27 protein-coding genes are annotated in these 25,933 nt (G+C 58.4%); 8 read left to right on the top strand and 19 right to left on the bottom strand.

Annotation, left to right across the window (positions count from 1 at the left end; genetic code table 11):
- Positions 1 to 88 precede the first annotated feature (88 nt).
- The 5 genes from ACO6TG_RS25870 to ACO6TG_RS25850 all read right to left on the bottom strand — a co-directional run bounded on the left by ACO6TG_RS25870 (position 89) and on the right by ACO6TG_RS25850 (position 5,689).
- The gene (locus ACO6TG_RS25870) at positions 89 to 970 is read right to left on the bottom strand and encodes a class I SAM-dependent methyltransferase (RefSeq protein ID WP_422375831.1); all 882 of its coding nucleotides are present in this window, start codon (positions 968 to 970) and stop codon (positions 89 to 91) included.
- A gap of 34 nt (positions 971 to 1,004) precedes the next feature.
- Complete coding sequence (locus tag ACO6TG_RS25865) at positions 1,005 to 1,697, bottom strand: cytidylyltransferase domain-containing protein (protein ID WP_422375830.1); 693 nt, start codon at positions 1,695 to 1,697, stop codon at positions 1,005 to 1,007.
- 71 nt (positions 1,698 to 1,768) lie between these two features.
- Positions 1,769 to 2,800, bottom strand: a complete 1,032-nt coding sequence (locus ACO6TG_RS25860) for a GDP-mannose 4,6-dehydratase (RefSeq protein ID WP_422375829.1) — start codon at positions 2,798 to 2,800, stop codon at positions 1,769 to 1,771.
- Positions 2,793 to 4,616 carry an N-acetylneuraminate synthase family protein gene (locus ACO6TG_RS25855; RefSeq protein WP_422375828.1) on the bottom strand — a complete coding sequence of 608 codons (1,824 nt, stop codon included), beginning with the start codon at positions 4,614 to 4,616 and terminating at the stop codon, positions 2,793 to 2,795. The genes ACO6TG_RS25860 and ACO6TG_RS25855 overlap by 8 nt, the downstream gene beginning before the upstream one ends.
- Before the next feature lie 260 nt (positions 4,617 to 4,876).
- The gene (locus tag ACO6TG_RS25850) at positions 4,877 to 5,689 is read right to left on the bottom strand and encodes a ferredoxin--NADP reductase (protein WP_422375827.1); all 813 of its coding nucleotides are present in this window, start codon (positions 5,687 to 5,689) and stop codon (positions 4,877 to 4,879) included.
- Positions 5,690 to 5,860: 171 nt separating this feature from the next.
- Here ACO6TG_RS25850 and ACO6TG_RS25845 point away from each other — a divergent pair, with 171 nt between their 5' ends.
- Positions 5,861 to 6,268, top strand: a complete 408-nt coding sequence (locus ACO6TG_RS25845) for a hypothetical protein (RefSeq protein ID WP_422375826.1) — start codon at positions 5,861 to 5,863, stop codon at positions 6,266 to 6,268.
- Positions 6,269 to 6,669: 401 nt separating this feature from the next.
- Here the strand turns inward: ACO6TG_RS25845 and ACO6TG_RS25840 are convergent, their stop codons facing one another.
- Positions 6,670 to 6,912, bottom strand: a complete 243-nt coding sequence (locus ACO6TG_RS25840) for a hypothetical protein (RefSeq protein WP_422378973.1) — start codon at positions 6,910 to 6,912, stop codon at positions 6,670 to 6,672.
- On the opposite strand from ACO6TG_RS25840, the gene ACO6TG_RS25835 reads away from it, so the two are divergent.
- A complete protein-coding gene (locus tag ACO6TG_RS25835; RefSeq protein WP_422375825.1) occupies positions 6,860 to 7,894 on the top strand; it encodes a GlxA family transcriptional regulator in 1,035 nt (344 codons plus the stop codon). The genes ACO6TG_RS25840 and ACO6TG_RS25835 overlap by 53 nt on opposite strands.
- Positions 7,895 to 8,002: 108 nt before the next feature.
- Here ACO6TG_RS25835 and ACO6TG_RS25830 read toward each other — a convergent pair whose 3' ends face one another.
- Together ACO6TG_RS25830 and ACO6TG_RS25825 are read right to left on the bottom strand one after the other, a co-directional pair.
- Positions 8,003 to 8,773: a sulfite exporter TauE/SafE family protein gene (locus tag ACO6TG_RS25830; RefSeq protein WP_422375824.1), complete on the bottom strand. Its 771-nt coding sequence runs from the start codon at positions 8,771 to 8,773 to the stop codon at positions 8,003 to 8,005.
- Between the two features lie 32 nt (positions 8,774 to 8,805).
- Positions 8,806 to 9,522: a substrate-binding periplasmic protein gene (locus ACO6TG_RS25825; protein ID WP_422378954.1), complete on the bottom strand. Its 717-nt coding sequence runs from the start codon at positions 9,520 to 9,522 to the stop codon at positions 8,806 to 8,808.
- A 290-nt stretch (positions 9,523 to 9,812) separates the two neighbouring features.
- Here ACO6TG_RS25825 and ACO6TG_RS25820 point away from each other — a divergent pair, with 290 nt between their 5' ends.
- A complete protein-coding gene (locus tag ACO6TG_RS25820; protein ID WP_422375823.1) occupies positions 9,813 to 11,027 on the top strand; it encodes a winged helix-turn-helix domain-containing protein in 1,215 nt (404 codons plus the stop codon).
- 33 nt (positions 11,028 to 11,060) lie between these two features.
- On the opposite strand, the gene ACO6TG_RS25815 is transcribed toward ACO6TG_RS25820, so the two are convergent.
- The 9 genes from ACO6TG_RS25815 to ACO6TG_RS25775 all read right to left on the bottom strand — a co-directional run bounded on the left by ACO6TG_RS25815 (position 11,061) and on the right by ACO6TG_RS25775 (position 20,016).
- Positions 11,061 to 12,464: a nicotinate phosphoribosyltransferase gene (locus ACO6TG_RS25815; protein WP_422375822.1), complete on the bottom strand. Its 1,404-nt coding sequence runs from the start codon at positions 12,462 to 12,464 to the stop codon at positions 11,061 to 11,063.
- A 57-nt stretch (positions 12,465 to 12,521) separates the two neighbouring features.
- Positions 12,522 to 13,586, bottom strand: a complete 1,065-nt coding sequence (locus tag ACO6TG_RS25810; protein ID WP_422375821.1) for an NUDIX domain-containing protein — start codon at positions 13,584 to 13,586, stop codon at positions 12,522 to 12,524.
- Positions 13,587 to 13,760: 174 nt separating this feature from the next.
- Positions 13,761 to 14,513: a hypothetical protein gene (locus ACO6TG_RS25805; RefSeq protein ID WP_422375820.1), complete on the bottom strand. Its 753-nt coding sequence runs from the start codon at positions 14,511 to 14,513 to the stop codon at positions 13,761 to 13,763.
- Between the two features lie 108 nt (positions 14,514 to 14,621).
- Complete coding sequence (locus ACO6TG_RS25800) at positions 14,622 to 15,623, bottom strand: AraC family transcriptional regulator ligand-binding domain-containing protein (RefSeq protein WP_422375819.1); 1,002 nt, start codon at positions 15,621 to 15,623, stop codon at positions 14,622 to 14,624.
- Entirely contained in the window at positions 15,620 to 16,483 is an 864-nt protein-coding gene (locus tag ACO6TG_RS25795; protein WP_422375818.1) for an oxidoreductase, read from the bottom strand. Before ACO6TG_RS25795 ends, ACO6TG_RS25800 begins: the two co-directional genes overlap by 4 nt.
- 134 nt (positions 16,484 to 16,617) lie before the next feature.
- The gene (tdh, locus tag ACO6TG_RS25790) at positions 16,618 to 17,658 is read right to left on the bottom strand and encodes an L-threonine 3-dehydrogenase (RefSeq protein WP_422375817.1); all 1,041 of its coding nucleotides are present in this window, start codon (positions 17,656 to 17,658) and stop codon (positions 16,618 to 16,620) included.
- On the bottom strand, positions 17,655 to 18,842 hold the full coding sequence (locus ACO6TG_RS25785; protein WP_422375816.1) for a glycine C-acetyltransferase: 1,188 nt from the start codon (positions 18,840 to 18,842) through the stop codon (positions 17,655 to 17,657). The genes tdh and ACO6TG_RS25785 overlap by 4 nt, the downstream gene beginning before the upstream one ends.
- Before the next feature lie 124 nt (positions 18,843 to 18,966).
- Positions 18,967 to 19,593, bottom strand: coding sequence for a LysE family translocator (locus ACO6TG_RS25780; protein WP_422375815.1), 627 nt, complete (start codon positions 19,591 to 19,593; stop codon positions 18,967 to 18,969).
- A gap of 36 nt (positions 19,594 to 19,629) precedes the next feature.
- Positions 19,630 to 20,016 carry a RidA family protein gene (locus tag ACO6TG_RS25775; RefSeq protein WP_422375814.1) on the bottom strand — a complete coding sequence of 129 codons (387 nt, stop codon included), beginning with the start codon at positions 20,014 to 20,016 and terminating at the stop codon, positions 19,630 to 19,632.
- An 80-nt stretch (positions 20,017 to 20,096) separates the two neighbouring features.
- On the opposite strand from ACO6TG_RS25775, the gene ACO6TG_RS25770 reads away from it, so the two are divergent.
- On the top strand, positions 20,097 to 20,627 hold the full coding sequence (locus ACO6TG_RS25770; RefSeq protein ID WP_422375813.1) for an Lrp/AsnC family transcriptional regulator: 531 nt from the start codon (positions 20,097 to 20,099) through the stop codon (positions 20,625 to 20,627).
- A 48-nt stretch (positions 20,628 to 20,675) separates the two neighbouring features.
- On the opposite strand, the gene ACO6TG_RS25765 is transcribed toward ACO6TG_RS25770, so the two are convergent.
- Positions 20,676 to 21,236: a helix-turn-helix domain-containing protein gene (locus ACO6TG_RS25765; protein ID WP_422375812.1), complete on the bottom strand. Its 561-nt coding sequence runs from the start codon at positions 21,234 to 21,236 to the stop codon at positions 20,676 to 20,678.
- Between the two features lie 175 nt (positions 21,237 to 21,411).
- Here ACO6TG_RS25765 and ACO6TG_RS25760 point away from each other — a divergent pair, with 175 nt between their 5' ends.
- On the top strand, positions 21,412 to 21,621 hold the full coding sequence (locus ACO6TG_RS25760) for a hypothetical protein (protein ID WP_422375811.1): 210 nt from the start codon (positions 21,412 to 21,414) through the stop codon (positions 21,619 to 21,621).
- 45 nt (positions 21,622 to 21,666) lie between these two features.
- Here ACO6TG_RS25760 and ACO6TG_RS25755 read toward each other — a convergent pair whose 3' ends face one another.
- A complete protein-coding gene (locus ACO6TG_RS25755; protein ID WP_422375810.1) occupies positions 21,667 to 22,242 on the bottom strand; it encodes a hypothetical protein in 576 nt (191 codons plus the stop codon).
- 349 nt (positions 22,243 to 22,591) lie between these two features.
- Here ACO6TG_RS25755 and ACO6TG_RS25750 point away from each other — a divergent pair, with 349 nt between their 5' ends.
- From ACO6TG_RS25750 to ACO6TG_RS25740, 3 genes are all read left to right on the top strand, one after another.
- Positions 22,592 to 24,262, top strand: a complete 1,671-nt coding sequence (locus tag ACO6TG_RS25750) for a formate--tetrahydrofolate ligase (protein WP_422375809.1) — start codon at positions 22,592 to 22,594, stop codon at positions 24,260 to 24,262.
- A gap of 279 nt (positions 24,263 to 24,541) precedes the next feature.
- A complete protein-coding gene (locus ACO6TG_RS25745; RefSeq protein WP_094070193.1) occupies positions 24,542 to 25,246 on the top strand; it encodes a corrinoid protein in 705 nt (234 codons plus the stop codon).
- A 27-nt stretch (positions 25,247 to 25,273) separates the two neighbouring features.
- Positions 25,274 to 25,921 carry a DUF1638 domain-containing protein gene (locus ACO6TG_RS25740; RefSeq protein WP_422375808.1) on the top strand — a complete coding sequence of 216 codons (648 nt, stop codon included), beginning with the start codon at positions 25,274 to 25,276 and terminating at the stop codon, positions 25,919 to 25,921.
- Positions 25,922 to 25,933 lie beyond the last annotated feature (12 nt).

Genomic DNA, 25,933 nt, shown 5'->3' with positions numbered 1-25,933 from the left:
GTCCTTACCCCGGCTCGGCCTGCATCACCTGGCGCTTTTCCTGCATCCTGCGGGCCAGGCCGTCGCCCGGATACCACGTCCGACGAGTTCAGCCAGGTTTCTTCGCGATTGCGACGAGCGTGTCGTTGGCGTCGATGCGATTGAGGGCCGCCTCATAAGCCTCGACAAGCATGGGCGTGTCGATTGCCGCCAATGAAGACTTGTGTCCACCCGGACGGTCCTCCGACAACCAGGTCAAGTGGTTGGACAACGGATAGCGTTGCACGCCTTCAATCACGACCTGGTCCAGCCCGCCAACCTGCAGCAGACGCATCAGGCTCTCCCTCGTGTGCAGCACCAGGTGCTGGCTCCAGAGCGTGAAGGACTTGAAGGCCTGGTTCTTGAGATAGGCCAGCAGAAAGTCGTTGGCATGTGGCACTTCAAAAACAGCTGTGCCACCTGGCCTGAGCACGCGCATCATCTCCTGCAGCACCGGCAGGGGTTGCGGCAGATGCTCAAGCACGTGGAAACAGACAACAGTGTCAATGCTTTCCTGCGGCACGGCATCGAGTGAAGAAAAGCAGGGAATTCCCTCCTCATTCAGCGCTTCGAGATAATCCTGTTGCAATTCAACACCGCAGCAATAAGTGGCAGTCCCTTGAAAGGCCTTTAAAAAGCCACCGTCGCCGCATCCGAAATCCAGAATCCTCTTTCCTGCAACATAAGCGCGGTAATCCGCAATGCGGCGTTCCGCATCCAGCGTCAGCTCGTAGCTGCGCGTCTCGGTCTTGCTCGGTCCGTCGGATTTCCGGTACTGCGCATCCTTGTAAATCTCTTCACCACCGAAGTGCTCGTCAATGTAGATGACCCCGGAAATGCGATCCCGATAGACATTGAGATCCTTCAGGTCACGTGTACCTTGTGAAAAGAGTTCTCTGTTTTCGATGGAAGCCACACCAATTTGGGACAACGTCTCAAATATGTTGTTCATTCTTTCTTCCTGATCAAAGATTTACCGAATTCGGTTATGGTTCCCGACCGACCAAGGCGGAGGCATATGCTTCCAGTGTGAGCCAGTCCCGCGGAGTGTCCAGATCGATTTCCGTGGCGTTCGGCAAAATGACCGGAACGCTCTTGCCGAAGAAACGTTGCCCGGCCGCGCGAAAGCCTTCTCTGTAAAAAGCGTAAATCGCACCGGTTTCCCGAAATTGCCGGGGCCTGTCCTGACGGCGCTGTCTGGGTTTTGTCGCGTCGTGATTGATGCCAAGCCCGGTGCCATCTGCCGCGACTTCCCAGAGAAACACATGCACCTCCACCACGGAAAAGGCTGTGTCGGCCTCAAGTCGCTCCCGTTCGCGTACGACCAGATCGATCTCTTCCGGCGTCGTCAGCGGAGACGTGCATTGCAACATCACGATTGTTTCGGCAGATGCGCAGATTTCCAGGCCCTCCAGGGCATGCAGGATTACCGCTTCTGAAGAGGCTTCATCGCCGGAAATCTCCGCTGGCCTGAGCAAACCGATCGCCCCATGAGACCGGGCGGTCTCAAGGATCGCCTCGTCATCGCTGGACACGATCACATGAGAGACGGTTTCTGCGGCCTGCGCCGCCTTCACGGAATGCGCGACGAGAGGCAATCCGAGAAACGGCTTGATGTTCTTGCCAGGGATGCCTTTGGAGCCACCCCGGGCGGGAACAATCGCAATTGCGTTGCCCATATCAGATTTTCCTACCCGTTTTTTCAGCTGGCGTGATGCCGACCAAATTGTCTCACTGTTCACCAGGCCCGCTAGAGCCCAGGCATGCCGATCGCGGCCTTCTTCAGATCATAGATCGCCATGCGTCTGGCTATATCGGGTGCCAGAATTTCCGGCTTCCAGCCAAGTACTTCCTGTGCCTTGCTGTTGTCGCCGCGCAGATAGACCACGTCAGATGCCCGGAAATATCGCGGATCCACATAAGCGATCTGCCGGCCGGTCTTTCGGTCGAGGCACTTTTCTTCCAGCCCCTCACCTTCCTGCACCGGATCAAAGCCGACTTCCTGTGCGGCCATGTAGAGAAAATCGCGAACCGTGTACTCGGTATTTGTCGAAATGACAAAATCATCCGGTTTGTCATGATCCAGCATCTTGACCATCATATCGGTGTATTCCGGCGCATAGCCCCAGTCACGCACGCTGCTCAGGTTGCCAAGCGGCATTGCCTCCGCATCCTGCAGCTTGATGCGTGCAAGCCAGCTGGTGATCTTGCGGGTCACAAATTCATACCCGCGCAACTCGGATTCGTGGTTGAACAGGATGCCGGAGGTGGCAAACATATTGTAGGCCTGACGGTAATTCACGACGATGGAATGCGCCGCAAGCTTTGACACCGCATAGGGGCTAAGCGGGTTGAAAGGCGTCTTTTCCGTCTGTGGCTTTTCCAGAACGTCGCCATACATCTCAGACGTCGAGGCCTGATAAAGCTTCGCGTCCAGTTTCAAAAGGCGCATGGCTTCCAGAATGTTCAGGACGCCCATGTAGTTCACATCCGACGTGTAGTGCGGAAACTGAAAGCTGTCGGCAACGAAACTCTGGGCGGCCAGATTGAAAATAAAATCAGGCCGTATCTCGTTCAGAACGCTTTGCACATTGGCGAACTCAGTCACCTCGAGCGTGCAGAACTTTATTTTTTCGCGAATTCCGAGTTCCTTGAGACGCCCGGTCTTGGAGGTGGATCCCCGCCGCATCGCACCCCAGACTTCATCGCCGCGCTCAATCAATGACCGTGCCAGGAATGCACCATCCTGCCCGGAGATCCCGGTGATAAGCACCTTAGCCATGTTTTCCTCCTAGTTGCCGGATGGCGTTGTCGAAACCGTCGCCCTCTGACAGGTGGCCCTGCCAGACTTCCAGGACCTTGCGCTGGGGGCCGACCAGGTAGGCAGCCGGGTCTCCAAGGTCTCCCTGACCGAATTCTACCCCTTCGCCGTCAATTCCCACAGCATCGGCAATGTGAATATGCCGGGCAAACGGCAGGAGCCGGTCGCACCAGGCATGCCAGTCCGCCCTGGCGTAGTTGGCAGACAGGATCAGGTGAGACAGATCAAGACACAGTTCCATTCCGATTTCGACGATGATGTCGATATCGTCTTCGCCGCAAAACATGTCGAGGACATCGGCACCGCCAAAATACCAGGCGATGCGTGGCAGCCATTGCGGATAGATCGGTGCCCCTCGCCGCTGACCGGCTTCCTCAAGATAAGTCTTCAGTTCCCGGTAGGTCTGCCTTTTGCCTTCCGGTCTCAAACGCGAGAAACTCCCGACAATAGGAACCGGTGCACCGGTCCTGGTCTCGAGTTCAAGAGCCAGGTCCACGCAGGTCGAGATAACCTTCCGGCTTCCTTCGCGAATGCGATCGTCGTCCGCAAGCGGATCAATCAGCGTCTTGCTGTCGATATAGTCCGGAATGTGAATGGAATAGTGCCGGCGATGGTCGAGCCCAGCAAGTTCACCCGACATATCGCGGCCAAAGGCGGCAACTTCCTCATAGGACAGGTGCAGCTCGTTGTTTTGGATGGGAAACCTTGATTGCAGCACCCTGGCATCGTGCAAACGCAACGGGATCGACAACTGGTTTTCGTCGCAAAACGCGATCAGAGCTGGCTCCAGAGGCGCCTTGGCATCTGTAAAGTGCAACTCCGAGAGGGCCGTTCCGGCGGCAACAGGTCGTTTGACGGCTTTGTCGCTGCGCTGTTTCAGTTCCGTCCAGGTCAACCCCTTGCGCGGCGCCTTGACCACGGTGTTGTCCGCAGAAACCACCTCGCCGGGAGCGATGTGACGGCTGGCATAGAGCGACGAGCCGAGATTCTGCATGTTGATGCGCTCGCCCTGGTTGATCTCGCGGCGCCCTGTTCCCTGAACACTTTCAAAGGCGTTCAATAGTTTGCACAAACGGCGGAATTCCTCGGGATCGGAACTAGAACTGTCGTCTATGCCCCGCCCATTCTTGTCCATGGTCAGATGACGTTCGAACACACTGGCGCCATTGGCCGCAGCGACGAGACACACCTCCCAGTCCTGGTCGTGGCTCGAATAGCCGACAGGCGCCTGGGTATGCGCCTTAAGTGTCTTGATGAACCGCATCTGCTGATTGCCAAGCAGGACCGGGTAGTTCGAGATACAGTGGAGGTAGCTGATGTCGGGGATCGACCGTGTTGTCTGGATCGATCGCAATATCTCGTCTTCGCCATGACCTCCCGTACTCAGGATGATCGGTTTGCCAAGTCCGGCAATGGCGAAAATGAGCTCCTCGTTGAGAAGTTCAGCTGACGGCACCTTGAAGAAATCGAATTCGTGAATGCGGTCCCCGAAGTCATCCGCATCCTCGAACTTGAAGAAGCTGATCCCGGCGGCCATTCCGCGCGCCCGAATACGCTCCGCGAGTTGCAACATGGTGTCAGGCGCCATGTAGGACTCGTCTATTTCCCGGCTCAGGATTTCGTCACCGATCTCATGGGTAGCCTGGTAAAATCCTTGCCGGGCACGGTACTGAAACTTTGCGCCCCAGGCACCGGCCTCCGCAGCGATGTCGATCAACTGTTCGGCTACCTCGGAAGAGCCGCGATGGTTGATGCCTAGCTCAGCAATTATTTTCATGTCGGGTTACCCAAACCGAAATGGCAATTCTATCGAAGCGCCCCTGCTTTCAACAGTCATTTTGCCGAGCCTATTGCAAGCCCTAAGCGGTTGATATTGATACCGCGGGTGAACGTGTCATGGTCCACAGATAAGCGCTGTTAAGTGTTGATTTAACCGGAAAAAATACGCCTGAACCCGCCGGAAAACCTTTCCTTCGGCCAAAATGCAAAAAGGGCCGGATCTCTCCGGCCCTTGTGATTCTCAATGAACGTCGAGGTTCAGCCGACGAAGGCGCGCTCCACGACGAACTCGGCCGGCTTGTTGTTGGCGCCTTCGTTCAGACCTGCTTCTTCCAGCAGAGCCTTGGTGTCGCGCAGCATGTCCATGGAACCACAGATCATGCCCCGGTCGACAGCGGGATCGAGCGGCGGAACGCCCAGATCCTCAAACAGTTTGCCGGACTTGATCAGATCGGTGATCCGGCCCTTGCGCGGAAAGTCCTCACGGGTGACGGAGGTGTAATGGACCAGCTTGTCCTTGGCGAATTCGCCGATGAGCGGATCGTTGATCGTTTCCTGCACCAGGTCTTCGCCATATTTCAGCTCGGCCACCTCGCGGCAGGTATGGGTCAGGATCACCTGGTCGAATTTCTCGTAGGTATCGGGATCCCGGATCAGGCTGGCAAAGGGTGCGATACCTGTGCCGGTAGAGAACATGTAGACCCGCTTGCCCGGGATGAGCGCGTCGTTTACCAGGGTTCCGGTCGGCTTTTTCTTCATCAGCACCGCATCGCCGGGCTGGATCTTTTGAAGATGCGACGTCAGCGGTCCGTCCGGCACCTTAATGGAGAAGAACTCAAGCTCTTCATCCCAGGCCGGGCTGGCAATCGAATAGGCGCGGTATAACGGCTTGCCGTCGATCATCAGGCCGATCATCACAAATTCGCCCGAACGGAAGCGAAAGCTCGCCGGGCGTGTCATGCGGAAGCGGAAAAGCCGGTCGGTATAATGCTGGACGGTTTTCACTTCTTCCACGAAAACGCCGGCCGGAGCGGCTGCTTCGAGGTCAGCTGGTTTGGCAAGTACATTCATTTCAGTCGGGGTCCGTAAATCGTCGCACACTTTGGATTGTGCCCCATGTAGCATCACTCGGACGTTGACTTGAAGCAACGCGGATCCACTAAATCGCCAAAGGGCAAAAAAATCATTCTATTTTTGGTCAGGTTTTGGGTCATTGCCGCTGACCGGCGCTCCTGATCAGCGATGCATACGCCGCCCGGACCACTTCAGCAAGCAGAACAAATCCCCGTTCAGGAAGTCAGGAACCAGAAGTTTGCTGGTTCAAGACAGACCGCCGCTACCGAGCCAACACGGATCAAGCAGAGAAACGCTGTGCTAAAACGGAGAGCAAAATACGCCATCCTTGCAAGCATGAATGTCTTCCTTGCCGAGCTTCCGGTCGATTTCTCCACGGTCAACCCTTCGGTCCAAAACGTCTTCCGGTTCCTCGGCTGTGAGGCCACCTGCAAGCGGGCGCTCCTGATCATTGCTGAGAGAATTGGCCTCCAACTCTCCCCTCAAATCCGAGGATTCGATTGGCCTGTCTTCCTCCCTTCCAAGCCGGCCTTCGGCATTGGCAGCCGGCGAAAGAACAAGGACAATGCCAAGTGACAACGCCATTGAAAGCAGCTCTAAGGGATACCGAGACCAAGTCATTTTCCGAGCTCCTTTTTGAACTTTGGGCACACATATCCGAGACTGCATCTTAAGGTCAGGCGAATAGGACACCTCATGCGCCTCCTGCTCCTGCTTCATACTCTTGTTTGGCGTGCAACATGCTTCAGGCTGCGGCCTGATCGTTGATGCAATCGCAGAGAGCCGCCGCCACCCTAACGCAACCTCCGCTGTAATCATACGTGCGCCCCACCCTCGACGCGGGCGACAGCAAGCCCCTGCCAGGTCTTCAAGGGTTCCCATGATCGTGTCCCTGCACACGGCGCTGGGGAGACAAATTCAGAGGCGATCTTCAATCATACTCACTTTACGGAACGCAGGATTGAGCGGGCCGCCTGTTAGACGACCGCAGCCAACGAAATGTTTCGTATTTGGATGATCGGGTTTAACGCGCCTTCACCATCAATGTGACACTCCCAAGAAAGATTACCCCTTCTGATTTTTTTATTTGACAGACAAATAAAAAATGCAAAACTTACTGCAAAGCAAAGACAAGCTTCAATAATACCTTCCAATGAGGCAAAGTAAATGTCCGGACGCGCACACGATGAATCAGGCCAGTCCATAGCATTCGTGCTCATGGACCGCTTCTCCATGAACGCATTTGCAAGCGTGATCGAACCGCTGCGTATAGCAAACCGATTGCTTGGCCGCGAATATTACGCTTGGACGACTTATTCCCTTGACGGGAATTCAGTCGTCGCAAGCAACGGCTGCGAAGTTGCAGTAAAAAAGTCTATTCGTGAGCTTAACGACGCAGATATTACACTTCTGTGTACTGGTATTGATGTCGAACGGCTGCCCCTCGACCCCGATTTGGGCAACAAATTGCGCCGCTTGAATGCCATGGGCCGCACCTTCGGCGCCATCTGCACGGGCGCTTATCTGCTGGCCCGCTACAATCTGCTTGATGGTCGCCGCTGCACTATTCACTGGGAGAACCTGCGTTCCTTGCGCGAAGAGTTTCCGGATGTGGAAGTTACCTCCGACATCTTTGCGATCGACCGAAACTGCATCACCTGTGCCGGCGGCATGGCCTCCCTCGACATGATGCTGCGCCTGATCGCGATCCAGCATGGCGCTTATCTGGCGCATGAAGTCGCCGAAGTGGCCCTTTACCAGAACATGCGTTCCGGTGAATCCGCACAGCGCCACGACATCGAGGCGCGCACGGGCATTTCCAACGCCAAGATCCTGGATGCCATCCGGATCATGGACCTGCATATCGAGGATCCGCTGAGCTGCCAGCAGCTTGCCATGACAGTCAGCCTGTCGCCGCGCCAGCTCGAACGGCTGTTCCGCCGCCATTTCAATTGCACGCCAGGCCAGTATTACCTGCGCCTGCGTCTGGAAACCGCCCGTGACCTCCTGCGCCGGACCAGCCGGCCGGTGCTTGATGTGGCCCTTGCCTGCGGCTTCGCGTCCACCTCGCACTTCACCAAGTGCTACCGCGAGCGCTTCCTGTGCACGCCGACCGAGGAGCGCCAGTCCTACCAGTGGGCCAACACCAAGTCGACGTCGGGTGTCGGGACCGCAACGCCGATGCGGCTGGTCGCAAAATAGGTCTGAACAGTTCAAAGTCTGCTTCAAACGCCGCGGCCTGCCGCGGCGTTTTCTGTTACTGCTCTTTCGTTGCCCCCTGGCACCGAAGAATGCCCGCTCACCCTCGCCTCATGCCATCAGTCGCCAGGCGCCGAGCGGCAGCAGATAGAGACCGAGCAACAGGATGGCCGCCAGAACAAGGCGGCGAAAGGCAGCTTCCGACACATTTCTGCGTATTGTCTGCCCCAGCCACGCGCCGCTGAGCGCCGGAATGCAAAGCGCCAGCGATGTTATGACTTCGCGGCCTCCAACAAGACCGAAGCTGCCGAGCGAAGCCCCCAGCGCCAATGTGGATAGCAAGAACAGAAGCCCCATGGCCTGGATCAACTGGTCTCTCGGTAGACCGATGGCCTGCAGATACATGACGCCGGGCACGGTATAGGATCCTGTGAGCCCGGCCAGAACACCGTTGACGAGCCCGGTTGCAATGCCGACGGAGGTGGTGAGCCTTGCCGGCAGCACAAGAAGCGCGCCGGCAAGCATGGGGACGGCATAGGCAATCATCAAGAGGCCCAGCAGGACGTCGGCAGCCCCTTCCGGCAGTTTGGTGAGGATTAGTGTACCTGCTCCGAGCATGAGAACCGAGCTGATCAGAAATGGCCAGAGGCGGCCCAGCAGGCTGCGCAGATGGCCTCCAAACAGTCCCTGCCAGAAGTTGGTAAGAAAAGCCGGCCAAAGGATCAGGACCATGGCCTTTTCAACTCCGACAAAGACCGTCATCAGGCCAAGCCCGATCGTCGGCAGACCGAAGCCGACGAGTCCCTTGATGATACCGGCACCCAGGAAAACAAGGATCGCAATCAGCGCAATGGCCGGATCGGTGAACAGCAATTCCGACACATCTCCCCCTGATCGCGTAGACAGTATCTCGGCTAGCCGTCACCTTCCGACACTTGGTGGAGCTTGATCAAGGCCTCAAGTGCACCGCTGGCCTTCCTTGCTTCCAACACGGCGTTGAACCGCTCCAGCAACGCAATGCAGGGCGTTGCCTTGGAAAACAGAAAGTGCAGCGTGTTGACCGCCGCCGGCCAGGGCAGCTCCACCACATGATCACCAGCATCAGCCTCCGAGATCATCATGGCACCGTCCTGGCGGGCGATGACGAGATAATCTGCCTTGTCTTCCATCAGCAGACGCATGTAGGTGTTCGGCTCATCCACCGGCTGGCGATCGATGGTCAGCTTGTCTGCGGCAAAATTGTCAAAGTCCTCGCCAAAGCTCGCGCCAAAAGGCACGACGCCACGCAGACCAACAAGATCCTCAAGCGTCTTCGGCCGATCAGAAAGACCCTTGCGAATGAATACGCCGACTTCTTCCGTCATCACCGCCTGGCTCACACCGAATTTTTCCTGCCTCGGCTTGGTGAAATAAGCGCCGGCCAGCACGTCGTAGCTGCCGCTTTCCAGGAGCGTCAACAACCGATTCCAAGGCATGTCCGGCCCAATCTCGACTGGCGTGTCCAAGGTTTGAAAAATGTCACCGGCGAGTTCGGGAAAAACGCCCCCCAGAACATCCTGGGTCTTCTGGCGCATGGAGACCGGATACCAGACACCCGACCCGTTCAGTTTCACCTGCGTGCAGGTTTCCACCTCAGCCAAGGCAACCCCAGGATACTGGGCGCAGTATAAAAGGAAGGCAAGCAGGCTCACTCGCAGCTGAAAGGCCTTGAAATATTTCATGTAAATTTTGACTAGCCCGAATTCGACACGGTCATATAGTGAAACTGAACAAGCGATCAGGTCAACGAAAAAGAAACACGCAATACGAGTATTGCGGTTGAATTTGTCCTACATTACAGCCTTAGATGAATATTCTGGTAAAAATGACAATAAGTCCGTTCGCATCTTTACCCCCATTTCGAAAGTGCTAACGTCCCGGCATGACACCTTCTGCCCTACCCCGATTGCCGAACGATGTTGCGCGGCGCCTTTTCCTGGATAAACACGGTCTCGCCAGCGCCCCCAAAGGCAGCGGCAAGGGAGACGACCTTTTTGCCGTGATCGATGAGATCGGTTTTGTTCAGCTTGACAGCATCAACACGGTTGCCCGCGCCCATCACATGATTCTGGCCGCGCGCCGACCGGCGTATAAGGAAAAGAACCTCAGGCTGCTGATGGAACGCGACAGGCATCTGTTCGAACACTGGACCCACGACGCCTCGGTCATACCGACCGAGTTTTTTCGTCATTGGCGACTGCGCTTTGCGCGTGACAAAGAGAACCTGATCACGCGCTGGCGGAACTGGCACAACAACGGCTTTGAAGGCAAGATCGACGCTATTTTGAAGCAGATCAGCGACCATGGCCCCGTGACATCCGCAACAGTCGGCGAGGACGAGAAGCGCAACAGTGGCGGCTGGTGGAACTGGCACCCGTCCAAGGCAGCGCTTGAATTCCTGTGGCGGAGCGGCGAGGTGTCCGTTGCCGGGCGCAAGAATTTCCAGAAGATCTATGACCTGACCGAAAGGGTCATCCCTTCCCACCATCTCGGTCATGACCATGACGCGGACGAGACGGTCGACTGGGCCGCCAGATCGGCCCTGGAGCGCCTCGGGTTCGCGACATCGGGCGAGATCGCGGCGTTCTGGGACCTGATTACACCGGACGAGGCCAAGACCTGGTGCCGGGCCGCGCTTGCCGCGGGCACTATCATGGAAGCCGAAGTTGCTTGCGTCGATGGTACCGCCCGGAAAGTGTTCATGTTCCCTGAGACACTGGACACGCTGGACGACCTGCCGGCCCCGCCAACCCGCGTGCGGATCCTTTCCCCTTTCGACCCGGCCCTGCGGGACCGCAAACGCGCGGAACGCCTGTTCGGATTTTCCTACCGGATCGAGATCTTCGTACCTGAAGCCAAGCGCCAATACGGCTACTACGTCTTCCCGGTGCTGGAGGGCGACAGACTGATCGGCCGGATCGACATGAAATCCCTGCGCGGCGAAGACCGACTGCATGTGCGTGCCTATTGGCCGGAACAGGGTGTCAGGACGTCAAAGGGCCGCCTTGCAAAACTGCAGGCTGAACTGGAACGCATGGCGAGGTTTTCCGGCTGCTCCAAAGTCACGTTCGAGGCCGACTGGTTGCAGGCGGCCTGACCCGGCCGCCCGCCTTGCCCTTCAGGGACACGCTCAAGAGATTGCGGAAAGCAAAGCGTTCTGCGCCCGCTGTCTGACCTCCTCGAAGGACCAGTCCTTCACCAGCTCCCCATTCCTGTAAACGACCTGAAGCAGATCTTCGTCCGCCAGGACCTGATCGCTCCTGGCAGCCGTAAGCCGGCCGCTGCGTTCAATGACGGCCTGCCGTCCGGCCTTGGACGCCTTGCCGGGGTCCGAGGCCGGGTTCTTGGCAACATCGGTCCAGGTCCCGTCTGCGGTGCGCATGGCATTTGCTTTCATCGCAAAGCGCATGGTGTCGCGGTTGAGCTGCTGCAGCAGGCCGCCCCCCATGCCCATGGCGATGTTGTCGACGGACCAGTTCCTGTCGACCAGCGCCTCAATCAGGTGCCGGATGCTTTCCAGCGTCATGCCGTCCCCCTGGATGAGGCGAATTGCGGGATTGAGAACCCGCGCGCCCTTGCCATTCGTCGTACCGCCATAATGGGTCCAGAGCGTTTCCAGAACCCGGAGCGGCGTCGCCACCGGATCACCTGAGTCCGGCCGGATCACGACGGTTGCGCCGGAGCTGAGCACCCTCTCCTTCAGGCTGCCGCACCAAAGAGTCTCAACGGCATTGTCGATGTCGTAACTGTCCGAAACGACGGCCACCAGTTTTCCGGGGTCCGCGAACTGATCCAGCATGTTGGCATAGGCCTGTTCCTCACGGTCTCGGCCCCAACTGGTCATGGTCGAGTGCTCTGCAGCCGGAATGGAGAAACCTGCCATGTCGGCGCCATAAAAGGTTGAAGCCGCTTCAAGCGCCTCCATCGTGTCCGTACCGGCGAAATTGACCAGATGCGCCATGCCGCCGAGCGCAGCGCTTTCCGCCGAAGACACGCCGCGCGCACCGAAATCATGCAGTTTGAACGGAACCTGGGCGTCCGGATCATCCGATGTTGCCAGAAGCCCGCGATAGATGATCTCCTTGCATTTGAAGGAGAGGGTTGCGACCGTCGACGGGTACCAGACGGACCGCAACAGGGCCGTCTCGATCCAGGTAGTCAGCCAGGGCATGCGTGCATCGGTATTCGTTACCTGAACCAGCGGCACACCACTTGGAACCAGCGTGCCTTCCGGCAAGGCCTTGATCTCGAGCGGAAACAGGCCGTCATGATCCTTCAGGATCTGGTCCCAACCCTTGCGATTGAACGGCACGCCGTGAGCCGCGCAAACCCGTTCGGCCTGTTTGATATCTGCCGCTGTGATCGGCTTCAGCAAGACATTCTTCAGATAGGCCTGAAGCCCGAAGAACAGGACGTTCTTGGAGAATGGATTGGCTCGCGCCTCGACATAAGCGGAGATCTGCTGCGCTTCGGGCGGGTATTGTCTGTAATGGGACTGCTTGTAGCTGTCTGTTGCCAGAAGTGGATTTGTCATTGTGAACTCCTCACCTGACTTGTTGTGCCGGCTGCAAGGCTCCCTTGCAGCGTCTATCTAGAGCTCAGCCATCAGGCTGATGATGGACCAGTGGTCTTCGAAGAACCGTTCCGGTTCAAGGTCACCCAGCCGGTACCAGTTTGCCGATTGCGCGTCGTCGCCGCCGGTCACCGAAAAGAGCTCACGCCGTTCGGGCAGGCGGAACAGGAACGCATGGGTGATGATGCGCCCCCTGAGCGAGCGATCCGGATGATCGAAGACCCGGCTCCTGGTGCCGTCGATGAAGGACGCCAGCATGGCCGGCGGGATTTCGCCCTTGTGATCGCTGATGGATGTTTCTTCCTTCAGCTCCCGGATGACAGCGTCGCGAATGCTTTCGCGCGGATCGAGAAAGCCGCCCGGCAAGGCCAGCAGGCCCTTGCCGGGCGCCTGTCCGCGTTCGACCAGCAGGATGTTTCCGGACTGAATGACAACTGCATCGACTGTCACAAACGGTCCCCGTCCCCACTCTTTCGGATAGGCTTCAAGAAACTCTGCCTCTTCCAGGAGCCCGCGAAAGGTTTCACTGAGCGCGAAGGTCTCGAGCCAATCCGCGACCTCGTCGGAGAGCACGGATCTCGAAATCACCGGTATGCGCTGGAACAGCTGCTTGCGAACATCTGCGGAGGAGAAGGTTCCATACTGGCTGGAGAGCTGGACGTTTCCCCATTCCGGAAACAGTTTGAGGTAATAGCTGGTTCGATCCTTGCCATAGCCGGCCAGGGCGATCCTGATGTCATCCAGCCCATGCAGGACCACACCGCCTCGATTGTAGTGGGCAAGCACCGTGTCGTTGACGGCCCTTTGCACCTCTGCACACCAGGCCGCGTCGGAATAGGGATGATCCGGGATTGGCTTCAAGACCAGGCGATCGGTTGCCAGTTCGTGTTTGAACACCTTGGCAAACATCTCGGCGCGTTCTTCGAATGTGAAAGGATTGCGCGGCGTCCGGGCCTGGGCCGAGGATCCGATCAGGACGATCAGGGTGTCGACCTCTTCCAGAGCTGCGCGCACAACGGCTTCATGGCCGATATGCAGCGGTTGAAAGCGTCCGACAAAGACGCCGTAGTGATAACGGGACATTCAGGTCTCCCCCGAATTGATGGTCTTGTGAACCGAACTCCTCGGCTCGACCAAACAGTAATACTCACTTTGAGCATTTACAAGTGGCATTTGCTCATTTCGAGTATTAATAGAAAACTTGGTTACCGGAGGAGGAAGGTTCCGGTCAGGCGTCAAGGAAAGAGGTGTGGTTCCTCAAAGGCCGGCGACTGGCCGACGGACCTTGCCCAGCACCATCTTGCGGAAGTAGTTGGCCTTGGTCTTGTCCCGCATGGCCTCGAAAAATTGCTCGATCACCGGTTCGGACACCTTGATCGGTGACGGACCGTAATTCTCGTACTTGTCCGACAGCGCCTTGTTCACGGCATTGGAGAAATTCACATAGTCGAGATGTTCTTTCGGGAACTTTCTGGCTGCGCGGCGAACGATTTCCTGGATCGTCTCATCATTGGCGATCGTGACCGCCGTGATGCCGTTGCCGTGGGCCTTGGCCAGCTTGCGATAGGCGTCGGACAGGCTGTCGACAAATTTCTCGTCGGCCGTCCGGGCGATATAGTCGCTGAAGGCGTGGAGAAACTCCATTTCCCAGGCGCTGTCACTGCGTTTGATCTGCGGCTCGAACACCTTGCGCACGATGTCAAAACACAGAAACCGCAGGACGGAAATGGCAAAAAAGCCCTTGTTGGCCCCCACGAACGGCTGACGTTTGTGGATCTTGCCACAGGCCTCATAATTGGACCGGTAGATGTCGAAAAGGCCGGGAGAGGCCGCAATAAACTCGAAAACGGCTGCGATATCTGCCTTGCTGAGCTTGCCGCCACGCAGCTCGGCGGCGCTTTGCAGGCTCTTTTGCGCAAGGTCAAGCGCTTGCTGCCCGGCGCCGACGCAAATATGCGGTCCGCTGAGTTTTGGATAGGTTACTGCGTTCTTTTTGTCTGCGGGACGCATGGTTCACCCGGGTTACAGGGAAACCACAGTGCTCTCAATTGATTAGGAAAGATTTAACCGCCAGGATTGCAATCGCCTCGGCAACGCGCCGAAACGCAACGTGCCGGCTCACGAAATCCGGGCAGCCTGACGGCTCGCATCGGGTGTCGCTCCGGTCCAGCCGTGAAATGCGCGGATAAAGGAATTCGGGTCGTCATAACCGAGCAGAAACGCGATTTCCGCGTTCGAATAGCGGGTTTTGGTCAGATAGATCCTGGCCACGTCTGTCCGGACCTCGTTCAGGATTTCCTGAAAACTGGTGCCCTCCTGAGAGAGTTTGCGCTGCAAGGTGCGTGCGCTCATGGCAAGCCGGTCGGCAACATCGGCGATGCCCGACTGTCCGCCGGCGAGCATCTCCGTCAGGGCTGCCCGCACACGATCACGAAGAGCTGCGTCCTGCTCAAGTTCGGACAGCCGCTTTTTCAAGACCGGTTCAAAGACTTCGAACATCGCGTTGTTGACGCTGAGAAACGGAATTTCCGTGTCTTCCTTGCGAAACACGATTCTGTTCACGTCGCCCTGGCTCACGGAGACGCCAAAGAAGGAGCGGTAGGCCGACAGGGCGTCGGGCGGTGACCTCAGGACCACCCTGGCCGGTTGGATTTCCCGACGGGTTGCCAGGCGCGCCAGATGAACCAGAAACACGTTTTCCATCAGTACGAAGGATGTCGGCAGCTCCCAGTGGTCGGCCATGTTCAGTGTCAGGGAAACATGACCGTCTTCTTCTGCAAGCGTCATGGTCATCGGGCAGATCAGCGGCTTGTAGGTGCTCAGACGCTCCAACGCGACCTTGAGATTGGGACTGCAAAATGCGGCAAACAGCGGCGGACTGAACCCCTCCGGTGTCAACGCCTTTCCGATGGTCAGCGCCATCTCGGGCACATCCATCAAATCTTCCAGGCTCGACCAGAGCCGGAAATAGGCTTCGGAATCCAGTTGCGGGCTTGCCTGTGACAACAGGCCTTGCGGCAGACCGGCATGTCGAAGGAGATCCTCGGTCTTGACGCCGAGTGTTTCCAGCAAACCGGCCCAACCGATATCGATGGTGAATTTCGCAGCGGGTTGTTTCATCCGGACGAGACCTGCACCTCTTTCAACATGCGCCTGATCTGGCTGGTGATCAGGCGGTCGAAGCCGCGATCCGGCAGCCAGTGACGAAAGAACAGCATCATAGAGGCCATCTTGCCGCCATGGTAGCGCGTCCTTGGGCGCGCCGTCTGAATGGCCTTCATCAGCAAGGTCGAAATCACACCAGGGCGTGAGCCGACGCCATCCTTGTAGGCGGCGTCAAAAGCCTTTGCATTGGCCAGCGCCAGACTTGCATAAGCGCCCTTGCCGGATCTTTGCAGCATGGGTTGGCTCATCACGTCGCCGAACTCGGTTTCAATCAGCCCCGGCTCTATGATCACAACGTCGATGCCGAATTGTTCGACCTCGAGACGAAGGCAGTCCGACCAGCCTTCCAGAGCATGTTTGGTTGCGTGATACCAGGCTCCCAGAGGGGAGTAGATCTTGCCGCCGACCGAGCTGACATTGACGATCTTGCCGTATTTGTGGGCGCGCATGTCCGGCAGGAGTAATTGCGTCAGGCGGGCGAGACCAAAGAGGTTGACCTCGAACTGATAGCGCGCCTCTTCGATGCGTGTGTCTTCGATTGCTCCATAAACCGCAAAACCGGCATTGTTGACCAGGACGCCGACGCCACCTGCTTCGCGCCGGATCCTGTCCACCGCAGCAACAATGTCGGAATCCCTGGAGATGTCCATTTCGATGATATGCGCGCCTGCCTCTTCCAGGTCGCGCATTTTTTCCAGACGGCGCGCGGCGGCATAAACGGCATAGCCTTCGTTGAGCAGCCGAAACGCCATGTCCTTGCCCATTCCGGAAGATGCACCGGTCACCAGGGCTGTTTTTTGAAATTTCGCGGTCATCAGACGTTCTCCAGATCCGTGATGTCGGATCTGAAGTTATGTGCCGCCGCCAACCAACTCACTCGCGGATCACGCCATTCATCAGCAGATAGCGCCAATTGTCCGCAGAAGGCGCCAATCTGGACCTGTCTCGTCTAGCGCCAGCTCAGCACAACCTTGCCGGCTTCGCCTGATTTCATGGCAGCGAAACCGTCTTCGAAGTCATCGACGCCGAAGCGGTGCGTGATGACGTTGCGGACATCGAGACCGTTTTGCAGCATGGCAATCATCTTGTACCAGGTTTCAAAAATTTCCCGGCCGTAGACGCCCTTGATGGTGATCGCCTTGAAGACGATGCGCGACCAGTCGACCGGGGACTTGCCCGGAGGAATGCCAAGCAGCGCGATGCGGCCTCCCATCACCAGGTTCTCCACCATCTGATCGAGAGCCACCTGGTTGCCGGACATTTCCAGGCCGACATCGAAGCCTTCCTTCATGCCGAGCCGCTGTTCGATGCCCTTCAGATCTTCCTCGGCAACATTCACCGGCACAACATCGGCAACCTTGGTGGCCAGGTCGAGCCGGGCCTGGTTGATATCGGTGATGACGACGTTGCGGGCACCGACATGACGGGCAACGGCAGCCGCCATGATGCCGATCGGGCCGGCACCGGTGATCAGGACGTCTTCGCCGACCAGGTCAAAACTGAGCGCGGTATGAACCGCGTTGCCGAGCGGGTCGAGAATGGCACCGATCTCGTCATCGATCTCATCGGGCAGCGGCACGACGTTGAATGCCGGCAGGCGCAGATATTCGGCAAAAGCCCCTTGCTCATTAACGCCAATGCCGCGGGTTTCCGGATCCAGGTGAAACTTGCCGGCGCGGGACTGTCGGGAATGTTTGCCAATCAGGTGCCCCTCGCCCGAGCAGCGCTGACCGATTTCCAGATCGGTGACGTTCCTGCCGAGTTCAACGATCTCACCGGCAAACTCGTGGCCCGTGATCAGCGGCACCGGAACGGTTTTCGCCGCCCAGTCGTCCCAGTTCCAGATATGAATGTCGGTGCCGCAGATACCGGTCTTGTTGATGCGGATCAGGACGTCGTCCGGACCGATTTCCGGCACCGGAGCCCGGGTCATCCAGAGGCCTTCCCGTGGCTCGGACTTGGCAAGCGCCTTCATCTGGTTGCTGCTCATGACAGAACTCCCGTCGCCTTGCCGGCTTTCTCAAAGGCATCCAGGGCCCGATCGAGATCCGCACGGGTGAGCGCCGCATTCATTTGCGTTCGGATGCGGGCCTGTCCGCGCGGCACCACCGGGAAGAAGAAACCGGAGACGTAGACCCCTTCCTCGAACAGTTTCGCAGCCATGGCCTGCGCCAGCTTGGCTTCGCCCAGCATCACCGGAATGATCGGGTGTTCACCCGGCAGAAGCGTAAAGCCCAGACTTTCCAGTCCGGCGCGCCAGTAACCGGCATTTTCGAACAGGGTCTTGCGAAGGTTATCGCCTTCTTCCACCAGACGGATAGCTTCCAGGCCACTCATCACAACGGCCGGCGGCAGGGAGTTGGAGAAGAGATAAGGTCGTGCCCGCTGGCGCAGGAGATCGATCACCGGCTGCGGGCCGGCAATGTAGCCGCCGATGCCGCCACCCAGCGCCTTGCCGAGGGTTCCGGTGAGGATGTCGACATCAACACCAAAATGCGCCGGCGTGCCCTCGCCTTTCGGCCCCATGAAGCCGGTCGCGTGACAATCGTCGACCATGACAACCGCATCATATTTCCTGGCCAGAGCCGTCACCTCTGGCAGCTTCGCCAGATAGCCGTCCATGGAGAAGACACCGTCAGTGGCAATCATGATATGGCGGGCACCGGCCTCGCGCGCTTCCTTCAACTTGGCCTCAAGATCCGTCATATCGGAATTGGCATAGCGATAGCGCTTGGCCTTGCAAAGGCGAATGCCGTCAATGATGGAGGCATGATTAAGCGCGTCCGATATGATCGCGTCTTCCGGTCCGAGAAGCGGCTCGAACAGGCCGCCATTGGCGTCGAAACAGGCTGCGAACAGAATGGAGTCGTCCTTGCCGAGAAATTTGGCCAGGCGCTGTTCCAGCTCCCGGTGAATGTCCTGTGTGCCACAGATGAAGCGGACCGAAGCCATGCCGTAACCCTTGGGTTCCAGGGCCTTTCGGGCGGCTTCTTCCAGGGCCGGGTGGTCGGCCAGTCCCAGATAGTTGTTGGCGCACAGGTTGACCACCTCGCGCCCACCGACCGTGATGGTTCCGCCTTGCGGCGAGGTGATCAGCCGTTCGCGCTTGTAAAGCCCTTCGGCTTCGATTTCCTTGAGGGTCTCGGAAATATGCGACAGGAAAGCATCGGACACGGGGCATTCTCCGGCAAAATGGATCTTTCATCCACTATGCCGGATTTTTATTCGTAATAAAAGATGCGAATTCCGATATGACGGAAATTTAAGACCTGAGCTCCATGTCGTCAGGATCGGTGCCCTACCGCGTGACCGTGACACTTGCCATACGGAACCCGGCATAAAGCAATGCGGCACCGGCACATTTGTTGATCAGGTTCACCACCCAGTCCTTCAATCCGCCTCGTGTGAGACGGTCACCCAGAAAGGCGTAGGCACTGTAGGATGTCAGGTCGATCAGGAAGGTGGTCCCGCCCATGATCAGGATTTGCGGCAGAATGGCAGCCTCCGGGTCCAGGAACTGTGGCAGGATGGCAGCGAAATAGAGCAACGCCTTGGGATTGGCGAATTCAACCACAAAGCCTTGCACAAACAGTACGGAAAGGCTGGAACGCCTCTTGCCCTTCCGAACGCGGATTGCCCCTCCCCGCGACAGGAGCGCCGTCAGGCCAAGCCAGACCAGATAGGCCACCCCAACCCATTTGATAACCGAAAACGCCATGTGCGAGGCCAGGATCAGCGACGCAATACCCGTTGCCGACAACGCGAAGAACACGGCATTGGCACAAGCGATCCCGACAACACCGCAAAGGGCACGCCGGCCGCCATTCGCGGCCCCTTGCGTGGCAACGGTGACCGAGGCGGCGCCAGGTGAAAAAACGACGACGGCGGTGGTCATCAGGAAAATCAGGTAGGTGTCGAGCGGCATGAGGGGGTCCTTCCGTGCAAAGGGGGGCTATCGGCCTCAGGCCGCTGCGATGATCTCGACCTCGACCAGCCAGTCTGACTGGAGCGTCTCCACCACGATCGCGGTGGTCGGCACCCGGCGCTTGCCCAGCGCCGTCAGCCGGGCCGTCTGGTTCGCTTCGGCAAACTCTCGGTCGCCGAGATAACTCGTCACCCGGATGATGTTATCGGTGCTCATGTCGGCCTCGACCAGGATCCGTCGGAGATTGTTCCAGATCAGGTCCAGTTGCCCGGTCAGCGTCGCGGGTGCCCTGCCGCAGGGCTCAAGGCCCATCGTGCCGCTGACAAACAGGAACCTATCCGGATTTCTGACCTCCAGGGCATGCACATAGTCCGGCGTGGCCGCATAGATCCCGTCCACCGGATCGATGATCCGCTGCTGCATGGCAAATTTTCCTTGCTGAATGATGTTCTGCAGAAGACCATGAAGCTGAACAAAATTTTCAGCAACACGGAAAATGCCGAATGTCATCAAATAGAGAAATCATTCAGCAGAACAGGGCAGCAACGCGTGCTCTAGACGCGTTTGACCGAAGAATATTAGGCGAGCTGGTGGCCAATGCACGCCAGACCTATGCAGATATCGGCAGCAAGGTCGGCCTCTCGGCCCCCGCCGTTCATGACCGGGTCAAGCGCATGACCGCAGCCGGAACCATTTCCGGTACCGCGGCGGAGATTGATCCGATGGCCGTCGGCAAGCCTTTTCTGGCCTTTGTCCATGTCGATGCCAGTGGCTGGGGCAAGAGCGAGCGCATGATGAAACTGCGCGATTTCCCCGAAGTGGAAGAACTGCATTCGGTCACCGGCGACTGCTGCGTCATCCTGAAGGTCCGCACCGCCAATGCCGACGCCATGGAAAAGTTCCTGGCGCAGGTCTATGCCCTGCCCGGCGTCCGGGCGACCCGCAGCTATGTTGTCCTGACCACCTACCTGGACCGGCCGGTCCAGGCGGAAGTGACGGAAGACTGGCCGGAGGCGCCTTTGCCGGCGGGATAGCAGCAAGGTGCCGTAAAGCCGCCGTTGAAGGCGGCCGCATTGTCGCTGTCAGAACTTCACCACCATCAGGATGGCGCGCGCTGGGCCGTCGACGGCGGCGATGCAATGTGGGACGTCCGCGGCGTAACGGGCGGTGTCGCCCTTCCCAATCAGGCCCTTGGCGACACCGGAGGTAACCTCCAGCCGGCCTTCCTCCGCAACCAGTTGTTCGCGGGTGCCACGCTCATGCGGCTTGCTTTCCAGCTTGCCACCTGCAGCAAAGATCAGTTCATAGACTTCAAAGCGCCCTGTATCCTGTGGGGAAGAGAGGATGCGGATCTTGCAGCCATCGCCTGCCCGGTCCAGTGCCGGGGTCTGGTGCTCATGCAGGATTTCGACACGGTCTTCCGCAGCCTCTTCGCCCAGGAGGCCGGCAAAGTCGACATTCAAAGCGCGGGTCAGGTTCAAAAGGGTCGCAACGGTCGGATTGGATTCGCCGCGCTCGATCTGGCTGACCATGGAACGGGAGACACCGGAGAGTTTTTCCACCGCCTCCAGAGAAAGTCCCTGGGCGCGGCGGGCTTTTTTCAGGCGATCGGGCAAGCGGGAGAGAATATCGGAATCTGTCATGGCCCTGCGAGGATCTCCGGAAACGAGCGGATTGTCACCCTTGGTTCTGTGGTGCACCGCAATCAATGAAGCTGACATGTGGAATTGGTTCTGGCGTGCCCTACTTGTCGATGCAAGGGTAATATGCGGTCAATCAGAGGACGGATGTCAGGTGTTGCAGGACAAGCGGATCGACTTGGACTCTGTCAAACGCAAGCAGCTGATCGACAGGTTGCTTCACGACATCAGCCGCACGCATGGGGATCTCTACTACCAGCCCACAAGCGCGATCGCGCTGCTGATACACAAGAGCATCCAGAACGGTGCCGCACTCAATGCCGACGAGAAAGCCCTGCTGGCCTCGCTCTCTCAGCGGGATATTGAAGTGCTGCTGAGTCTGCATTGATAAGAACATCGTCGCACGCGAAGTGCCTGAAAAACGTACCCTCCGTCAACGGAGCGCGCGCCTCAGGCAAAGCGGCTCTGACTGGACGGCCTTGCGCTGCTCCGATTTGAAGAAACCGAGGGCCGGCCGTATGGCCTCATGGGCCGGTTTCTTTTCCAGATAGTCCAGAAGACGATAGAGATTGATCGGCTGTTTCCAGATCAGCGAGACGACTTTTTCAACCGCCAGCTCGCACGGATAGGTATCGATCAAACGGCACGCGGTCTGCGTCGGGGTCAGGACGTAATAATCCTGGTCCCGCTTCGGTGTATAGCGCGTCACATCAAAGGGAGAGGCTCCCAGGACCTGAGGTTTCGGGATGTAACAGAACAGATCCCGAGGCTTGTGGTGCATCACCGATCCGGACGTTTGCCGGAAACCCAATCTGTCGAGCGTCTGGACGGCATGACGGCGCATTGGCGGGCTCATCATGTCGGCATCGGAGCGGTCGTATTTCAGATCATCGAAGATGCTGAAAATGTTGAGCTCGGCATCGGCAAGCAGCATGTAGGGACCGAGATCAACCATCGCCTCGGCGGCAAAGATCGCCTCCTGCGCCGGGCTTTCGTCACTTGCCGCCATCTTCCAAATCCTTTGAGCAAACAGCCGCCTCCTGCCGGCCGTCTCACCTCTCGAATCTGGCGCGTGTCCGGCTCTTGTCAATGCTGCAGCGCAGCGAAATCTGATGTCGCAAAGAGAGAATTGAGCGCCTGCTCCGCTGCCGTCTTGCAGTCCGGTGTCTGATGGTTTTTTCTGTCAAAGGCCCGCGCAATCGTGCGGACCGAGCCTCTCGTCGTTTCCGGGGCGCATCCTGTCGCATTCGGAACATCTCAACCACCGTGCCTTCCCATAGCGTTCTGACCAATGTCGGGTCGCCGGAAAGGCGTATTCCTGACACCTGAATTTTGGCAACGCTCCGGAGAGAGAACCCATGGCCAGCGATATCGAAATTGCCCGTGCAGCCAGCATGAAACCGATCCAGGAGATCGGTGAGCGGCTCAACATTCCCGAGGAATCCCTGCTGCCTTATGGCCGCACGAAGGCAAAGATCTCCGGGGACTACATCGAAAGCCTCAACGGGCGCGACAGCGGCAAGCTGATCCTGGTCACCGCGATCAACCCGACGCCGGCCGGTGAAGGCAAGACGACTACGACGGTTGGCCTTGGCGACGGCCTCAACAAGATCGGCAAGAACGCCATGATCTGCCTGCGTGAACCGTCTCTCGGCCCCTGCTTCGGCATGAAGGGTGGCGCGGCCGGTGGTGGCTATGCCCAGGTCGTGCCGATGGAAGACATCAACCTGCATTTCACCGGTGACTTCCACGCCATCACCTCCGCACATAACCTGCTGGCCGCTCTGATCGAGAACCACATCTACTGGGGCAATGAGCTGGGCATCGACCAGCGCCGCGTCACCTGGCGCCGTGTGCTCGACATGAACGACCGGGCCCTGCGCGAAATCGTCTGCTCGCTCGGCGGCGTTGCCAACGGGTTCCCGCGCGAAGGCGGCTTCGACATCACCGTGGCTTCCGAAATCATGGCGATCCTGTGCCTGGCGACCGACCTGGACGACCTGCAGAAGCGTCTCGGCGACATCATCGTTGCCTATCGCCGCGACCGCACCGCGATCACCGCACGCGAGCTGGAAGCCGATGGCGCGATGACCGTTCTGCTGAAGGAAGCCATGCAGCCGAACCTGGTGCAGACGCTGGAAAACAACCCGGCCTTCATCCACGGCGGCCCCTTCGCCAACATCGCCCATGGCTGCAACTCCGTCGTTGCCACACAGACGGCCCTGAAACTGGCAGACTATGTGGTTACCGAAGCCGGCTTTGGTGCTGACCTGGGCGCTGAAAAGTTCTTCGACATCAAGTGCCGCAAGGCCGGCCTGTCGCCGGACGCCGTGGTGATCGTCGCCACGATCAAGGCCCTGAAGATGAATGGCGGTGTCGCCAAGGAAGACCTCGGCGCTGAAAATGTCGACGCGGTCGTCAGCGGCTGCGCCAACCTCGGCCGCCATATCGAGAACGTCAAGCAGTTCGGCGTCCCGGCCGTTGTCGCCATCAACCACTTCACCGCCGACACCGAAGCTGAAGTGCAGGCCGTGAGGGACTACTGCGCCGAGCTCGGTGTCGACGCGATCCTGGCAACCCACTGGGCCAACGGCTCCGCCGGCACGGAAGAGCTTGCCAAGCGCGTGTCCGAACTTGCTGAAAGCGGCGCGGCACAGTTTGCCCCGCTCTATGACGACAGCCTGTCGCTGTTTGAAAAGATCGAGACCATCGCCAAGCGCATCTACCGCGCCGACGAAGTGCTTGCGGACAAGTCCGTCCGCGACCAGCTCAAGCGCTGGGAAGCCGACGGTTTCGGCGACCTGCCGGTCTGCATGGCAAAGACCCAGTATTCCTTCTCCACCGATCCGCAGCTGCGCGGAGCGCCCACCGGCCACAGTCTGCCGGTGCGCGAAGTGCGCCTGTCGGCCGGCGCCGGCTTCATCGTGGTGATCTGCGGGGAAATCATGACCATGCCCGGCCTGCCGCGCGTGCCCTCGGCCAACCACATCAAGCTGGACGAGCAAGGTCAGATTGAAGGGCTGTTCTGATCTCGTCCGGACCAGAACAGCTAACTCGGGCGGATCGCAAGATCCGCCCTTTTCTTTTCGGCGATCGGGCTGTCGCTCCTACCCCGTAAGTTTAGACAGCTACAATTCTTTCCCGACTCGGCTCACACTTTTTCACAAAGTTGCCGGTATCGCTTCCCTGTCGCGTAAGCGACTTGCCGTGTCGCTTTGGAGATATCGGCAAAACCGGCTTGAGGCATAAGGTTTTTCCTTAATTGATGGCCCTTACGCGCTTGTCGCGCGCCCTGGTGGAGCTACCCCATGTCTGACGAAGAAGATATCGATCTCGCCTCCCTGTCCGATGACGAACTTGTCGAACAGATGCATGACGACCTCTATGACGGTCTTCAGGAAGAAATCACGGACGCGGTCAACATCCTTCTTGAGCGTGGCTGGGCTCCCTATGACATCCTGACCAAGGCGCTGGTCGAAGGCATGCGTATCGTCGGCATCGACTTCCGCGATGGCATCCTGTTCGTGCCGGAAGTGCTCCTGTCCGCCAACGCCATGAAGGCCGGCATGGGCATCCTGCGGCCGCTGCTGGCCGAAACCGGTGCCCCGAAAGTCGGCAAGATGGTCATCGGCACCGTCAAGGGCGACATTCACGACATCGGCAAGAACCTGGTGTCCATGATGATGGAAGGCGCCGGCTTCGAAGTGATCGACATCGGCATCAACAATCCGGTCGAAAACTACCTCGCCGCCCTTGAAGAGCACCAGCCGGACATTCTCGGCATGTCCGCGCTTCTGACCACGACCATGCCCTACATGAAAGTCGTCATCGATGAAATGAAGGCCAAGGGCCTGCGCGACGATTATATCGTGCTCGTCGGCGGTGCTCCTCTCAACGAGGAATTCGGCGAAGCGGTTGGCGCCGACGGATATTGCCGTGACGCCGCCGTGGCCGTGGAAATGGCGAAGGACCTCATCGCCCGCCGCCACAACCAGCTCGCCAACCGGGGCTGACGAACGGTGTTTCGGGAGGCTGCCGACATGCGGGCGGGCGAGCCTCTCTTTCCGATCGAGACCGAAGGGGACGCGAACGACAAGATCGGCCGCGTCCTTGTTATTGCCTGCGGCGCACTGGCCCGCGAAATCATCGCGATCCGCAAGGCCAATCAGCTCGACCATGTCGACCTGACCTGCCTGCCGGCCCAGCTGCACAACACCCCTGACAAGATCCCCGACGAAGTCCGCCGCGTCATCTTAATGAACCGCGATGTCTATTCCGACATTCTGGTCGCCTATGGCGATTGCGGCACCGGCGGATTGCTGGACGTTGTACTGGAAGAAACCGGCGCACGCCGCATCGAAGGTGCGCATTGTTATGCCTTCTTCACCGGGATCGAAGCCTTCGACCAGTTGGAAGAAGACCAGCTGGGGACCTTCTACCTGACCGATTTTCTGGCGCGCCATTTCCAGACCATGGTGATCGAGCCTCTCGGTCTCGACTGGCACCCGCATCTCAGAGACATGTATTTCGGCCATTACACCCGCGTTCTCTATATGGCCCAGACCGACGATCCGGAGCTGGAGGCCGCCGCCCGCCGGGCTGCCGAACGCCTGGGCCTGGCCTTTGAAATGACGCGAACCGGCTATGGCCTGCTGGCTCCGTTTGTCAGCGGCAGGGCCAACGACTGACTGTCGCAAAAT

This window comes from Roseibium sp. (assembly GCF_965233565.1).
Classification (GTDB): domain Bacteria; phylum Pseudomonadota; class Alphaproteobacteria; order Rhizobiales; family Stappiaceae; genus Roseibium.
Note: the sequence above shows the minus strand (reverse complement) of the source record. Positions and strands in the feature narration are given on the sequence as shown.